We start from the raw sequence: 14,965 nt of genomic DNA on the forward strand, positions 1-14,965 counted from the left end.
TATCAATAGCCATTAACCATTGACCCGAAGTGAAAAATAAGTGGCATAATTAGCACTAATGCCCGTCGATACCATAGACGAGCAGCTTGAATCATAGCGACAATACCCCCATAATCTAACCACTTCCAAACAATAAATAGCCTAAGTAAATATGCCTGATACTTCAAAAGAACATCAAGAAAAAAGCCAACCTTTACAAGTAGAAAACCTGAATGCTGATACAAAGAGTACGCAGAAAGAGGGGGTAAGAGAGCGCGGCGATGATCAGCATGCTGTTTCTTTTACTCATTTACCTGTACTTGCAAAAGATGAGTATTATCTTAGCCGCTTAGAGCGTGAGCTGGCACGGGCTACTGTGGCTAGCAATAAGAGAGACAAGAAGGATTCTGATAATAAAGCAGAAGATGGACTAGCTAAAAAACGCGCCCAATACGAGCAATTAAAAACGCGCTCACAGCAAGCAGTGCAGGCGCGTATGGATAGCATTCCAGATAAATTGGCAGAAAAGCTGAATCTTGATCTGCCCGTGAGTCAACGCGCTGATGACTTGGTTCAAGGTATCATCGATAACCAAGTTATTATCGTGGCGGGTGAGACCGGATCAGGTAAAACCACTCAATTGCCGAAATTGGCAATGCTAGCAGGACGTGGTATACGTGGGCAAATAGGGCATACACAGCCGCGAAGACTGGCAGCGCGCAGTGTCGCCAACCGTATCGCTGAAGAATTGGGCGAGCAGCTTGGTCATACCGTCAGTTTTAAGATTCGCTTTAATGAGCAAGGTACAGCGCAATCTGTCGTTAAGCTCATGACCGATGGTATCTTGCTTGCTGAACTCGGTCATGATCGCTTTTTAAGTAAATATGACACTATTATCATTGATGAAGCCCATGAACGTAGCTTAAACATTGACTTTATTATGGGCTATCTAAAAAAGCTATTACCCAAACGTCCTGATTTAAAAGTCATTATTACCTCTGCAACACTGGATACCAAACGCTTTAGTGAGTACTTTAGCCGCTATGATAATAAACTTAAACGAAATCTACCTGCGCCTATTTTTAATGTTGAAGGACGAAGTTTCCCAGTAGAGGTGCGCTATCGTCCATTAACTGATGAGCCGGTAACCAGCTCGGATGATGATAGCTACGACGACTTTGAGGAGAATCTACCTCGAGCGGTCGTTGCTGCGGTAGAAGAATGCTTTAGTGATGCACAAAACAAGGGTCATGCCGACCAAGCTGATATCTTGATATTTGCTGCCACAGAAGCTGAGATTCGTGAGCTACAAGAAGTACTTGAGCGTCATGGACCGAAGCATACTGAAGTCTTGCCACTATTTGCACGTCAGACCTATGAAGAACAGCAGCGTATCTTTCAGCCATCAGGTCGCGGTCGTCGCATCGTTATCGCCACCAACGTCGCTGAGACGGCATTGACTGTACCCGGTATTCGTTATGTGATCGACTTGGGCTTTGCTCGTATTTCTCGTTACTCGTATCGCTCACGCGTACAGCGCCTACCGATTGAGGCGATCTCGCAAGCAGCTGCCAATCAGCGTAAGGGACGCTGTGGTCGTGTGGCACCGGGCGTTTGTATTCGTCTGTATAGCGAGGAGGATTTTACGGGTCGTCCGGAGTTTACCGAGCCTGAGATTTTACGTACCAACCTAGCATCCGTTATTTTACAAATGGCAAATCTGCGCCTAGGCAGTGTTGATGATTTTGCCTTTATCGAGCCGCCTGATAGCCGCTTGGTTACTGATGGGCACAAACTGTTAAATGAGCTTGGTGCCATTGTCGAAAAAAATGAGCAAGCAGTCAGCAATAAACCAAAGCGACAAGGTTTAGACCATCTAAAATTGACCCGTATCGGGCAGCAAATGGCACGTATGCCAATCGATCCAAGGCTGGCACGTATGCTGGTCGCTGGCTCTGATTTTGATTGTATCCGTGAGATGCTGATCGTGGTCGCTGCGCTTGCGGTTCAAGACCCACGTGAGCGTCCAGCGAATAAGCGTACACAAGCCGATCAAAAGCATGCAGAATTCCGTCAAGATGACTCTGACTTCTTATTTTATTTAAGTTTATGGAAAGCATTGTTTGAAAAAGATGAAGATGGTAACAAGCTCTCTGGTAATCAGCGTAAGCAGTTTACGAAGAAAAACTATCTGAGCTTTCCGCGCGTGCGTGAATGGAACCAAACCCATCGCCAGCTGGTACAAATGGTCACTGAACTTAAGCTGACTGATGCGAATGAAGCAAAAGTCGCTGACAATAATGACTCTAAAGACGTGTCGCATAGCGACCCTACCGCGATTGAAGATGAAGAACTCAAAGCGGTTAAATACGCCAATTTGCATCGTGCTTTATTAACAGGGCTGTTGTCTACGATAGCTCATAAAACTGAAAGTCGCGGTGAGTACTTGGCTGCTCGCCAGCAAAAAGCCAAAATATTCCCAGCCAGCACGGTATTTAAGCAAATACCGCCGTGGGTCATGGCATTTGAGGTGGTCGAAACCTCGCAGGTCTTTATGCGTACCGTTGCCAAGATTGAACCAGAATGGATTATCTCCGCCGCCGGTAACTTACTGAAATATCATTACTTTGAGCCGCATTGGTCGAAGAAGACGGGACGCGTCAAAGCTTATGCGCAGATTAGCTTATTTGGTCTGATTATTATCAGTAAGCAGCTGACCAACTATGAGCAAGTCAATCTACCTGAGTCGCGCGAGATATTTATTCGAGATGGTTTGGTTACGGGAAATTTAGGTAGACAAGCACCGTTCTTACAGCATAATATGGATAAAATTGCTGACATTGAACGTATTGAGGATAAATTACGCCGCCGTGATTTATTGGTCGATGAAGAATCCTTATATCAGTTTTATGATAAAAAAATCCCTGAGCATATTGCCAGTCGTAAAACCTTTGAAGATTGGCGTGCTGAGGTAGAGAAAAATGATCATAAGTATCTGTTCTTTACCGATGAAGATGTACTTAATAGCCAAGCACCAACCACCGGTGACTTCCCAGAAGTGTGGAAACTTGGTGATTTAAAGCTGCCACTGCGTTATGTATTTGATCCAGCAAGCGATGATGACGGGGTAACCATTCGTGTGCCGCTCGTTGCGCTACCGCAGCTTGATGCCATTGAGCTATTATGGGGTGTACCCGGTTGGCGTTTTGAGCTGGTATTGCAGTTATTAAAATCATTGCCAAAAGAGATCCGTCGTCAAATTGTACCGATTCCTGATACGGCCGATAGCTTGTTTGATGAGTTGCAGCCTGCAGGCGGGCAGGGGTTATTAAAACAGCTTTGCCAAGCGCTGCATCGCCGCGGCATTATGTCAGTTACTCCAGAGCAGTTTAATCCATCTAGTATTGATCGTTATTTGCAGCCGCAAATTTGTGTGGTCGATAATAAGAACCGCATCATTGAAAAGGGTCGCGATCTACAAACGCTACAGATTCGTCATGCTCAAGAGACGCGCCAAGCGGTGAATGAGCAGCAAGGAGCGCATACAGAGTTCCCTGAACATTTTGCCTTTAGTAAAAACCATCATAGCGCAGGGGTGGTAATGAAGCAGTTTGCCGCTTTGGTTGCGGACGAAGCTGGTGAAGCGGTATCTATCCATCAATATACCGATGTTAATGCAGCCCTACAGGCGCACCGTATCGGGGTTTTAACCTTGATAAAAGGCAAGCTTGGCGCAAAGAAAAAACAACTGACCAGTCAAGTTGACAAGATATTTAAGCTGGCGTTCGCACCGCTTGGTGATATGGAAAAACTAAAAACCATCATCATTGATGCAACTTTAGATGCAGCGCTTGAAGAGCACTATGTACTATTTGACCATACGGCAGACCTACCTGAGAGTGCGAATGATGTTGCGGTTGGGCTTAGTGAGGAGCTGCCATTTACTCCTGAAGAATACAGCCAAACGCTCGATGTGGTGCTAAGCAACTTTTTGCTGATTGGTCAAACGGTCATTAAAACGCTCAAAAATGTCTATACCCGCTGGCAGCGTATCCGCCAAAGCTTATTGATGCTTGATCAAGAAATATTCGGCGAGTCTATTGAAGATATTGAAGATCAGCTAGCAGATTTGCATTTGGCAGATTTCGTCTATCGTATGGATTATAGCCACTGGCAGCAGTATCCACGCTATCTAGAAGCGCTAGAGATTCGTATCGAGCGCCTCGAGCATAATGTCGAAGCTGACCTTGATGGTGTCTATGCTCTAGACTTGCCTATGGAGCGGCTGGCAGGGCGCGCTAATGATAAAGCCATCAGCGATTACCGCTGGATGGTCGAGGAGTACCGCATTCAGTTGTTTGCGCAGCCTATGAAAACCCGTATGGCGGTATCGCCAAAACGTTTAGAGAAAATTTGGGATAAGCTGGTTTAGCTGATGTGCAAGTGTAGGGGTTTGGGTTCAATCAACGATCAAATATTTTATAGCCATACTCTTAGCCTATGCTAAGAGTATGGGGTTTTTACCAGTTTCAGGTTATCAGCTAACGTATCCATTTTATTTAGCAGTAAACGTATTATCAAAGCGCTTATTCAACAGCGTATTTAAATATCTTAGCTATTATTAGGCACTGATTACTAGACACTGGCTGCTAAGCTCATACCTTACAAGCCTTCACTGTCTAAGCTATGACATGTCAATAATAGATTTTAACGACGCCTGCGCTTATTTATAACCACTATCAAACGCTAGTGTGTTTCAGTGGTCGTTTTCTCAAAAGTAGGACTCTCTTTTACGTTGACAGAGGCATTTTCGCATTTGTCAGCGCTTACGTTGGTTAGCACCTTGACTCTATATGTATAAGGTGTTGGCTTTATCTTGACCGCAATAAATCTGCCCTTTGCCGGATTTTTCGTGGGTGATCAGGCAGTTATTAAGCTATGTGGCTAATGCACTTGATTACGCAGGTAGGATGCCGTTTACTATTAAACGTACGCCTAACCCTTATGCAAAGCCCATCAATTATTTATAAAACCAAATCAAGGATTGAAAATGAAAGTTATAGCTAAGGATAGCGTTTCTTGTGACGAAATACTGGATACAAAAATATCATTATTAACTGGCGATGTGGCACAAGATATCGTCAATGCAGCATTTATGGAGTCTAAAAGACACGGGCTGATGGTATCTGTGACCGTGGTCGATCGTTCTGGGCAGATATTAGCCTTTTTGAAGGATCACCGAGCTGGCGTACACACTATTCGCTCAAGTTATAAAAAAGCCTATACCGCCAATTCGCAAAAAAGAGAAACAGCCGTTATCGCAAAAGGCGTTGCGGACGGTAGCATTGCTGCTGACATCAGGTATCTTGATGAAAATATACTGATCATGCCGGGCGGTATTCCTGTCTATATCGATGGCATTGTGGCTGGTGGTATCGGTGTGGGCGGCGCACATGGCCATGAAGACGTGAGTATTGCTCGTGCAGGCTTAAGTGTTTTAGGATAAATACATCGAGCACGCTTTACGCTCTAATGATTGGTGTCTTTACTTTTTACAATATTTAGCTAATGCATAAATGCAGCTTATAAACTTTACTCAAATAATTAAACACCATAAAAAAAGCTGGATTAGCGTTTGCTAACCCAGCTTTTTTACGTTTGAACAAACAAACTAATCAATAAACTAAGGCGTCAGTTTTACCTTTGGATATACCATGTTAGCAGGAGAGAGTAAGTTGTCTAACGTCTCTTTATCCATAAGATTTTCTTCCAATACGATATCATAGACACGGCCACCCGTTTCTTGGGCTTTTCTTGCCACATAAGTAGATGACTCATAACCCAGATGCGGGTTTAATGCGGTGACCAGACCGATATTGTTAAAGACTTCCGTATTACAGGCCTCGTTATTCATCATCACGCCGTCGATACAGCGAGTGGCAAACATCTCACAAATATTGGCCATCATGCTCATACCGGTGAATAGGTTAAACGCAATCACAGGCTCAAAGACATTGAGCTGTAACTGAGCGTTCTCTGAAGCCATAACGATAGCACTATCAATACCCATCACATGAAAACAGGCTTGGTTGACCACTTCAGGGATAACGGGGTTTACTTTACCCGGCATGATTGAGCTACCAGGCTGCATCTCTGGTAATCGGTACTGTGCCAGTCCTGCACGAGGTCCTGAGGATTGTAAACGCAAATCATGGGCGATTTTTGATAAACGCGCAGCGAAAAGACGCAGGTTGCCAGATAAAGCAACATAGGCGCTGGTATCTTGCGTGGCTTCAATCAAATCTTCGGCGATATAATAAGGTCTGCCTGTTAGCTCAGATAAGATTTCAGCGACTGCTTCAGAGTAGCCAGCAGGTGCATTGAGGCCCGTACCGATAGCGGTACCGCCCATATTAATCTCATGAAACAGCGCACGAGTTGACTCGATACGTGCCATCTCCTTTTTGACCATAGTAGCAAAAGCATTGAACTCTTGACCTGCAGTCATCGGTACCGCATCTTGCAGATGGGTGCGTCCCATTTTTAAATGATTGGCAAATTCGATGCTTTTGTTAATTAGGCTTTGATGCAGTATGGCCATCTTTTCTAACAGATGGGTGCAATAGTCATCCAAGGCGACATTGAGCGCTGTTGGATAAGCATCATTGGTCGATTGTGAAAGGTTGATATGATTGTTTGGATGGACATGCTGATATTGCCCTTTTTCATACCCCAATATCTCTAAGGCACGATTGGCAATGACCTCATTGACATTCATATTGGTTGAGGTGCCAGCGCCGCCTTGGAACATATCGACGATAAATTGATCATGATACTTATCAGCGATTAAATCATCACACGCCGTGACGATCGCATCTTTGACGGTATCATTTAATACACCAACCTTGTTATTGGCAATGGCAGCGGCTTTTTTGACCGTAGCAAAGGCACGGATAAAGGTAGAAAACTGATGTAAGCGCACCCCACTGACAGTGAAATTTTCAAAAGCGCGTAAGGTTTGGATGCCATAGTAAGCGTCGGCTGGCACATCGCGATGACCAAGTAAGTCGTATTCTTGGCGAGTAGTGGTTGTCATATAATAAAGTTCCTTCAATAAACACTCTAATTAAATAGGCATCACCTGTGATATTTATAAAAACCCTGTTATCACTATGGCGATGCCGCCGTAAATGAGTATTATAGACAACATTTTAGCATAAGCGCCTTATATTGTGACTAATAGTAAATATTTATTAGGGAAAACATACTAAAAAAGATAATACATAGCGAAACATATAATAAAGTACGTATATTAGGATTATTGGCTGTTTTATAAAAGCAAAAAAGCAAAGACAAATACAGTTTGTCTTTGCTTTTATATATTTTCAGAAGAGTATTTTTAAAGGTAGATTCTTTAAAATAAAAATTAATGTTTAGCGCGCATATTTTCTGTCATGACACTCATAGAATAAAGTATAAAAGCAATGAGCGTAAATCCTACAATTAAAGGCGTAAAAACCCAAATAGCGATATTGATTAATAATGAAGGCAATATGCCACCAAATAGAACGGTATGAGGCGAGATAGAGTCTATCACTACGTCAATCGCCCGCTTAGCAATCGGAAATAGAAGTGTGCTCACTATTAATATATAACTATATTTGGCAAAGTCAGGGTTGGTGGTTAGGACAATAGCGTGGAATCCTGCATAAAAAGCAATGCCTAGTGCCCAACACTTGAGAGTATAGCTTAAACGAATCATATTCCATCCTCCTGAGGCCTACTTAAGTTCTTCCTAAACAGTAATAATCCACTATTCACTAGATTTAATACATTTAATATGATGAATATTATATATATAGTATTATGAATATATAGGTTTAATCAACTGTTTTATTTTATTGAGCCAAGAAAGAAGTTAGGTCAGAAAAGACTAGGTATCGTTTTTTGAAAAATTAACGTGTCATTGCTGTTTATTTAAAATAAAGACCAATACTGCGCTTAAGATGACAGTACTTGCTATCATAAAAGTCAAAGTAATCGGCTCAGACAAAATGATCATGCCCAGTATTGCTGCAAGTACCGGCACACAAAGCTGGACAACGGCAGCCTGCGTATTCTTTAGTAAAGGCATTGCCATATACCAGATGCTGTAACCAAGACCAGAGGCAATTGCCCCTGATGCACACGCCAACCATATCCCTTCCATGCTGATACTGTCTACATGAATGAGCTGCACCTCCATGATGTTTTGATAGATCAAACCACTGACTAACAATATCGGTATCGCTAGCAGACTTCTGATAAAGTTAAAACCGGTGGCGCGCAGGGGTGAAAGACAGGTCTTGCCGCGTATGCTATAGATACCCCATGCCATACCGCTGATTGCCATAAGCATGGCCGCCAGTAATGACGGCATCGCAGCTGAAGGTAGTATCAAGTATACAAAGCCTGCGATGGCGACAATAAACGCCATCCATTGCACATGACTCAACCTCTCTTTTTTATAAATCCCCCAGCCAATCATAGTGAGCTGCACCGCTGAAAATAAAATCAGCGCCCCAGTGCCCGTTTCAAGCTCTACATAGGCAATCGAGAAACACAGCGCATAAATCACTAAGCTTATGCTACTTAGCCAATTGCCTTTTTCATTCCATATCTCTTTATTAACAGAATGACGATGTCTCAATTGACGATGTTTTAAGTAGTAGGCATGAGTGGCCATAATCATACTCAAGCAGACGGCAGCGCTTGATAGACGGATGATGGTAAAGCTCCAAGCATTTATATGACCCCCTGCTAATGCCATCCTACAAAACAGAGAGTTTGCTGCAAAGGCTATTAACGCAATTAGGGTATAAAGCGTGACTTTCAAAAATAATTCCTACAATTAGTAAGTGAGTTTTTGCATAAAATAGAGCAGCTCTAAATAGAGTGGTTTTGATGCCATCATTAAAAATAATAACAAGGGAAGCATTATGGATTGGGCAAGTATTTTTATTTATGATACAACGTGGGCGTTTGCTGCTGAGATACTGATACGTGTCATCGTCATGTTTGTACTTATCATTTCATTTTTGCGCTTTACGGGCAAGCGCGGCGTGCGCCAGCTATCTATCTTTGAGCTAACCATTATCTTATCACTTGGCTCTATCGCAGGTGACCCGATGTTTACCAAAGAGTTGCCAATTATCCAAGCAGTGATAATCATGAGTACGGTGATATTGCTTTATCGGCTCTGTACATGGGGCATGATGAAATATCAGCCTTTTGAAGATTTGTTAGAGGGTAAATCCTTATATATTGTCGAAGATGGCATGCTGGTATACGACAAAATAGTAGAAGGTAAGATGTCACATGATGAGTTTTTTGCAGAAATGCGCCAACAAGGGGTCGAGCATTTAGGTCAGGTTCGTACGGGTTTACTTGAAACGGATGGCAATTTTAGTCTGTTATTATACCCACCTGATGACACCAGCTATGGTCTGCCACTTTTCCCAAAACAGTATCAGGCGGTTGAGCAGGTAGAATCAGGAACCTATTACGCTTGTATGTACTGCGGCTATTTAGATTTTATCTCTGATGCCAACCAGCAATGCGGGCGCTGCGAGGACAACTGTCGCAATTGGGCAAAAGCCTTAAATACCAAGCTCGTAAGGTAATAAAGCTCGTAAGACAATAAGGGGCGCCATATTCAACTTCAATAGTGATCATAAAATAGCCTAAGCATTATTATTGAATTTAAATGCTTTTAGCAATTTGACCACTTGTTGAATCCGCGCCTCTCTATCACCGCCGATTGATTGAAAGGGTTTTTTATAAACCCTTAGCTGAGCAGCAAAATAAGCCCTTATTTCATCGCGCTGATGCGGACTATCGCGCAAGTCATCAGCGATCCAAGGCGTATCGACATCGGTCAATAATATCAAGTCATAATGATGCGCTGATGCCGCTTGGGTCAGCGCTTCTGGGCAATCGCCATAATACCAATTAGAATAAACCATGAGCTCAAACAAGCTGGTATCACAAAACAGATAAGGTATATTATCCGCTGTTTGCATTGCTTGTTGAGCAAGTTTATTCTCTAACTCAATCTGACCTTGTGCAATAGGCAGCAAGTCATCCCATGTACAAGTCAACTGCTTTTTATCCCATTTTTCTTGCAGGTAAGTGCGCATATATTCTGGTACCCAAGGGCAGCCAAAATGCGCGGCCAGATCACGACATAGAGTGGTTTTCCCCGTACTCTCTGCGCCTAAAACTGCAACCTTGATGACGGACTTAGGCGTATGCTGCGTGAGATTGAAGGCGGTAGCGTCGTTGCCATTCATAATAAGCCCAAATTGCAATAAGAGTGAAGACTACATATTGTAGTGCAGTAAAGGTTAGACCTTTATAAAAATAAAGCGGTACTGAGATGGCGTCGGCGACAATCCATAAGAGCCAATGCTCAATCTTGCGCCGTGCCATCAGCCACATCGCCATCAAAAACAGTGCTGTAGTTAACATATCGGTATAGTCAACCCACGTGAACAGATGCATACCAAGCTCAGCACCGTCGAAGCTAAAGTTATTATTGATGACGGGTCTAAAGTAATAGACTAGGGCGACAAAAGCCATCGTCGCTGCGGCGAGCAAGGCTAATACGGGCACATCTTTTTTATTTAAGTGCTCAACTTCAATCAGGTTTTGCTCATCAGTATTGGTATGATGTTGACTGTTCTGCTGAGCGGTAGGATTGATATGGTCTTGATGCTTGGCATGCTCTTTATTTTTGGACCAGTTGAACCAGCCATAGATACTCATCACGGTATAATAGGCATTGATAAACATGTCGCCAAACAATTGCCACTTCCACAATAGATAGACAAATATGGCGGTGCTGACCAAGCCGATAGGGAAGACCAAAATATTGGTTTTGCTGGCAAGCACGACACTTGCTACCCCAAAGACCACCGCAATGAATTCTAGGGCAATAAATAAAGTTGGGTAATCAGCGTACTGACCGAATAACCAATTCAAAAGTTCCACCATTGTCATTTCCAAGTAGATAATGAGTGTGATATTTTTTAATAGAGAGGTAGACCACCAAGAGGCAGACCCGTTATTGATGCAAATAACACCAGTAAGCAAGGCTGATTATAGCGCAGCTGCCGTAAAATGAGGTCAATCTTTGCTAATTCTTATTAAGAAGCCAATTATTTGTAACAAAGTATTAGAAAAATTATATTATTCAGGCATAATAAAGGCACTTATTTTAAGTTTACAGTCATTCACCCAAAAATAGACGACTGTGGTTTTATTTCACCTTATGCTTATTTCAAGCACCATAGTAGTAGACAAGGAAGCGTATCATGACGACTTGTATCACAGGCACCGGCCTGTATATCCCTCCTTTTAGCATCAGTAATGAAGAGCTGGTAGAGTCCTTTAATCAGTATGTTGAAAACTATAATACCAAGCACGCGGCTGATATTGAAGCGGGTACAGTGACTGAACTGCAGCCTTCATCAGCAGCTTTTATCGAAAAAGTATCTGGTATCAAATCACGTTATGTGATGGAAAAAGAAGGTATCTTAAACCCTGATATCATGGCACCTGTTATCGCTTATCGTAACTTGGGCGAAGAGCTGTCTATCATGGCAGAAATGGGCGTGGCTGCGTTAAATGATGCTTTAGCTGACGCTGGACTTGAAGCCAATGATTTAGATGGTATCATCCTTGCCTGCTCAAACTTTCAGCGTACGTATCCAGCCGTCTCTATCGAGATTCAAAATGCGATCGGTATGGTGGGCGGTTTTGCTTATGATATGAATGTAGCTTGTAGTGCGGCAACTTTTGGTCTATCACAAGCACATGGTTCTATCGTATCAGGTCTTGCTAAGCGCGTTGCTGTAGTTAACGTTGAAATTACTTCAGCGCATCTAAACTGGCGTAACCGTGACAGCCACTTTATCTTTGGTGATGTCGCAACCGCTTGTATCGTCGAAGAGCTGGATACACCTAAAGGCTATGAGATTCTAAACTCTAAGCTATTTACTCAGTTTTCAACCAATATCAAAAACGAATACGGTTTTATGGATCGCTCAGAGTTTTTGGCAGCGCAAACAGAGATGTATCCGGACCTTAAAGAGCCAGTAACCGATAAATTATTCTTACAAAATGGTCGTAAAGTATTCCGTGAAGTCTGCCCAAAAGTGTCAGAGGTCATTACTGAGCACTTGCAAGAAAATGACATCGCAACTTCTGATGTAAAAATGATGTGGCTTCACCAAGCCAATGCCAACATGCTAGATTTAATTTTGCGTACGGTCGTCGGTAAAGAAGCAGACAAAGCGATTGTACCAAGTGTCATCGCTGAATTTGCCAATACCAGCTCAGCCAGCCCGATGATTGTATTCCATCGTTATAAAGATGACCTTGCATCCGGTGATTTGGGCGTTATTTGCTCGTTTGGTGCCGGTTACTCTATTGGCTCAGTCATCGTTCGTAAAGTTTAGTTTTTAAGCCTTAAATCTTAATAATTACCAAAATAGCCAAGAATATTCTTGGCTATTTTTTTACTTAACTTTTAAGCAAGACTGCTGCCGTATTCAAACTCTTTATAAAAAAGCGCCGATATGTGGTAAGTAGCAGGAAAGTTTGTCCATATATTGACAAGATTGCTGAGAGGTTTTAATTTAAGCGCAAAAATTTGCTATAATCACCGTCTTATTCCAATTATTCAATTAAAAGTCCTTTTATGAAAGAATCCTTACGCCTGCGTTTAGACCAGATGGTAGACCGTTATGAAGAGGTCACTGCCTTATTATCAGACCCGAGTGTCATCAGTGATAACAATACATTCCGTGAATTGTCCGTCGAGCACAGCGACTTGATGGATATCACCACTTTATGGCAGAACTATGTGCGGGCAGAAACGGATCAGGCTGATGCAGAAGCGATGCTAGCCGACGCGACAGATCCTGACATGAAAGAGATGATGCAGGACGAGATTGACAGTGCTCGCGATACCATCGTCGAGATGGAAGAGGCGCTGAACGTCATGATGCTGCCAAAAGACCCTAATGATAAAGTGCCCGCGTTCTTAGAGATTCGTGCAGGAACAGGTGGTGATGAAGCGGCGATTTTCTCTGGTGACTTGTTCCGCATGTATCAAAAATATGCGCAAACTCAAGGCTGGACGGTAGAGATTTTGTCAGCCAATGAGGGCGAACATGGCGGCTATAAAGAGATTATTACCCGCGTCTCTGGTAATAGCGTTTATGGTCGCCTAAAGTTTGAGTCAGGCGCTCACCGCGTACAGCGTGTACCTGAAACCGAAAGCCAAGGTCGTGTTCATACTTCAGCCTGTACCGTGGCTGTGATGCCAGAAGTTGAGATTGATGATACGGTCGATATCAATCCTGCTGATATTAAAATGGATACCTTTCGCTCAAGCGGCGCCGGTGGTCAGCACGTTAATACTACCGACTCAGCCGTACGTTTGACGCACATCCCAACAGGTACCGTGGTAGAGTGTCAACAAGAACGCAGTCAACATAAAAACCGTGCGCACGCGATGAAAATGCTGGTCTCTAAAATCCAACAAGCAAAAGTACAAGCACAGGTCGATGTGGCGGACTCTATACGTCGTGATTTGGTCGGTAGTGGCGATCGCTCGGAGCGTATCCGTACCTATAATTTCCCACAAGGACGTATGACTGACCACCGTATTAATCTGACGTTATATAAGCTTGATTCGATCATGGAAGGGGATTTGGATGAAATCCTTGATGCGCTATTACGTGAGCACCAAGCGGACTTGATGGCCAGTATCGGCGGTGCTTGATAACGGATTTACACGTTTAAGCTGATAAGCCTGATGCGTTTTTAGCAGGCCTGTGTTTATCGGCTGATGAGAGGTAAAAGCGTGTACAGCAAAAGCTGGCACGTTTTGTCCTCAAGGTTGGATTGGCTGTTATCAACGCTTGAAAGAGGCATGGTACTGGTTGTGATGTGTTGATTCGTTCATTGTGTTGCATATCAAAAACGCGTAATGATTATGCCGATTGTGCCGCCGCTTTATTTATAATTTTATTAATTCCTTATTTATAGTTTTTATTTATTCCTTTAATTATCTAATAATTTTGAGAGTGTTATGTCAAAGCCTAATAATCAAAATCAGCAAAGTAATCAAGAGCAAGTTCCAGAAGACGCCAATGAGCTGATTGCTCAATTGCAAGCCAAGCTGGATGATATCGTCGCTTCGGGTAAACAGCCTTATCCGAATACGTTTAAGCGCACAGATTATGCTCAAGACTTACAGGTAGCTTTTGAAGGTATCTCAAAACAAGAAATTGCTGATAATGATGCCAAAGGCAAAAAAACACAGGTAAATGTCGCCGGTCGCGTCATGCTTAACCGTGGGGCGTTTATTGTTATTCAAGATATGACAGGTCGCATCCAATTGTATGTGGCACGAAAAGAGTTGGATGAGAAGACGTTAGCTGACATCAAATCGCTAGATTTGGGTGATATCGTTGGCGTCTCAGGTTATATCGATCGTTCTGGCAAGGGCGATTTGTACGTACATATCGAAGAGATAGAGCTATTGACCAAAGCATTACGCCCAATGCCAAATAAGTTTCATGGTCTGGCTGATGTCGAAGCTCGCTATCGCAATCGCCACCTTGATTTGATGACCAATGAGACGACTCGTGATACTTTTATGATGCGCAGTCAAGTCATCAGCGGTATTCGCAAATTTATGTTGAATGAGCGTTTTATGGAAGTTGAAACGCCAATGATGCATCCTATTCCAGGCGGCGCGGTGGCGCGTCCGTTTGTCACCCATCATAATGCACTTGATATGCCGTTGTATCTGCGTATCGCGCCTGAGCTTTACCTAAAACGCTTGGTGGTTGGTGGTTTTGAAAAGGTCTTTGAGATCAATCGCAGCTTCCGTAATGAAGGGGTTTCAACCCGTCATAATCCTGAATTTACT

At 43.1% G+C, this 14,965-nt stretch carries 11 protein-coding genes; 6 read left to right on the forward strand and 5 right to left on the reverse strand.

Going from position 1 to position 14,965, the window contains the following annotated elements:
* Positions 1 to 151 precede the first annotated feature (151 nt).
* Positions 152 to 4,411 (forward strand): ATP-dependent RNA helicase HrpA, encoded by a 4,260-nt coding sequence (hrpA, locus tag ABYU67_RS05945; RefSeq protein WP_372844085.1) that lies wholly within the window; start codon positions 152 to 154, stop codon positions 4,409 to 4,411.
* A 618-nt stretch (positions 4,412 to 5,029) separates the two neighbouring features.
* Positions 5,030 to 5,485 (forward strand): heme-binding protein, encoded by a 456-nt coding sequence (locus tag ABYU67_RS05950; RefSeq protein ID WP_372844086.1) that lies wholly within the window; start codon positions 5,030 to 5,032, stop codon positions 5,483 to 5,485.
* A 177-nt stretch (positions 5,486 to 5,662) separates the two neighbouring features.
* On the opposite strand, the gene ABYU67_RS05955 is transcribed toward ABYU67_RS05950, so the two are convergent.
* From ABYU67_RS05955 to ABYU67_RS05965, 3 genes are all read right to left on the reverse strand, one after another.
* A complete protein-coding gene (locus tag ABYU67_RS05955) occupies positions 5,663 to 7,075 on the reverse strand; it encodes an aspartate ammonia-lyase (RefSeq protein WP_372844087.1) in 1,413 nt (470 codons plus the stop codon).
* A 330-nt stretch (positions 7,076 to 7,405) separates the two neighbouring features.
* Positions 7,406 to 7,741 (reverse strand): hypothetical protein, encoded by a 336-nt coding sequence (locus ABYU67_RS05960; protein WP_372844088.1) that lies wholly within the window; start codon positions 7,739 to 7,741, stop codon positions 7,406 to 7,408.
* Positions 7,742 to 7,942: 201 nt separating this feature from the next.
* Positions 7,943 to 8,854, reverse strand: a complete 912-nt coding sequence (locus ABYU67_RS05965) for a DMT family transporter (protein ID WP_372844089.1) — start codon at positions 8,852 to 8,854, stop codon at positions 7,943 to 7,945.
* Between the two features lie 103 nt (positions 8,855 to 8,957).
* Between ABYU67_RS05965 and ABYU67_RS05970 the strand changes: the two genes are divergently transcribed.
* Positions 8,958 to 9,641, forward strand: a complete 684-nt coding sequence (locus ABYU67_RS05970; protein WP_372844090.1) for a DUF421 domain-containing protein — start codon at positions 8,958 to 8,960, stop codon at positions 9,639 to 9,641.
* 60 nt (positions 9,642 to 9,701) lie between these two features.
* On the opposite strand, the gene ABYU67_RS05975 is transcribed toward ABYU67_RS05970, so the two are convergent.
* A complete protein-coding gene (locus ABYU67_RS05975) occupies positions 9,702 to 10,310 on the reverse strand; it encodes an AAA family ATPase (RefSeq protein WP_372844091.1) in 609 nt (202 codons plus the stop codon).
* The gene (pnuC, locus tag ABYU67_RS05980; protein WP_372844092.1) at positions 10,261 to 11,013 is read right to left on the reverse strand and encodes a nicotinamide riboside transporter PnuC; all 753 of its coding nucleotides are present in this window, start codon (positions 11,011 to 11,013) and stop codon (positions 10,261 to 10,263) included. The genes ABYU67_RS05975 and pnuC overlap by 50 nt, the downstream gene beginning before the upstream one ends.
* A 320-nt stretch (positions 11,014 to 11,333) precedes the next feature.
* On the opposite strand from pnuC, the gene ABYU67_RS05985 reads away from it, so the two are divergent.
* The 3 genes from ABYU67_RS05985 to ABYU67_RS05995 all read left to right on the forward strand — a co-directional run.
* Positions 11,334 to 12,479, forward strand: a complete 1,146-nt coding sequence (locus tag ABYU67_RS05985; RefSeq protein ID WP_372844093.1) for a beta-ketoacyl-ACP synthase III — start codon at positions 11,334 to 11,336, stop codon at positions 12,477 to 12,479.
* Between the two features lie 242 nt (positions 12,480 to 12,721).
* On the forward strand, positions 12,722 to 13,810 hold the full coding sequence (prfA, locus tag ABYU67_RS05990; RefSeq protein WP_372844094.1) for a peptide chain release factor 1: 1,089 nt from the start codon (positions 12,722 to 12,724) through the stop codon (positions 13,808 to 13,810).
* Positions 13,811 to 14,119: 309 nt separating this feature from the next.
* Positions 14,120 to 14,965, forward strand: an 846-nt coding sequence (locus ABYU67_RS05995) for an amino acid--tRNA ligase-related protein (RefSeq protein WP_372844095.1), incomplete at its 3' end; no start/stop codon positions are given.

It is taken from the genome of Psychrobacter sp., assembly GCF_041554015.1.
Classification (GTDB): Bacteria; Pseudomonadota; Gammaproteobacteria; order Pseudomonadales; family Moraxellaceae; genus Psychrobacter.

Coding starts and splice junctions, on each gene's coding strand:
- ABYU67_RS05985 (WP_372844093.1), top strand. CDS start 11,334: ATGACGACTTGTATCACAGGCACCGGCCTGTATATCCCTCCTTTTAGC.
- ABYU67_RS05950 (WP_372844086.1), top strand. CDS start 5,030: ATGAAAGTTATAGCTAAGGATAGCGTTTCTTGTGACGAAATACTGGAT.
- ABYU67_RS05975 (WP_372844091.1), bottom strand. CDS start 10,310: ATGAATGGCAACGACGCTACCGCCTTCAATCTCACGCAGCATACGCCT.
- ABYU67_RS05970 (WP_372844090.1), top strand. CDS start 8,958: ATGGATTGGGCAAGTATTTTTATTTATGATACAACGTGGGCGTTTGCT.
- prfA (WP_372844094.1), top strand. CDS start 12,722: ATGAAAGAATCCTTACGCCTGCGTTTAGACCAGATGGTAGACCGTTAT.
- pnuC (WP_372844092.1), bottom strand. CDS start 11,013: ATGGTGGAACTTTTGAATTGGTTATTCGGTCAGTACGCTGATTACCCA.
- ABYU67_RS05960 (WP_372844088.1), bottom strand. CDS start 7,741: ATGATTCGTTTAAGCTATACTCTCAAGTGTTGGGCACTAGGCATTGCT.
- hrpA (WP_372844085.1), top strand. CDS start 152: ATGCCTGATACTTCAAAAGAACATCAAGAAAAAAGCCAACCTTTACAA.
- ABYU67_RS05955 (WP_372844087.1), bottom strand. CDS start 7,075: ATGACAACCACTACTCGCCAAGAATACGACTTACTTGGTCATCGCGAT.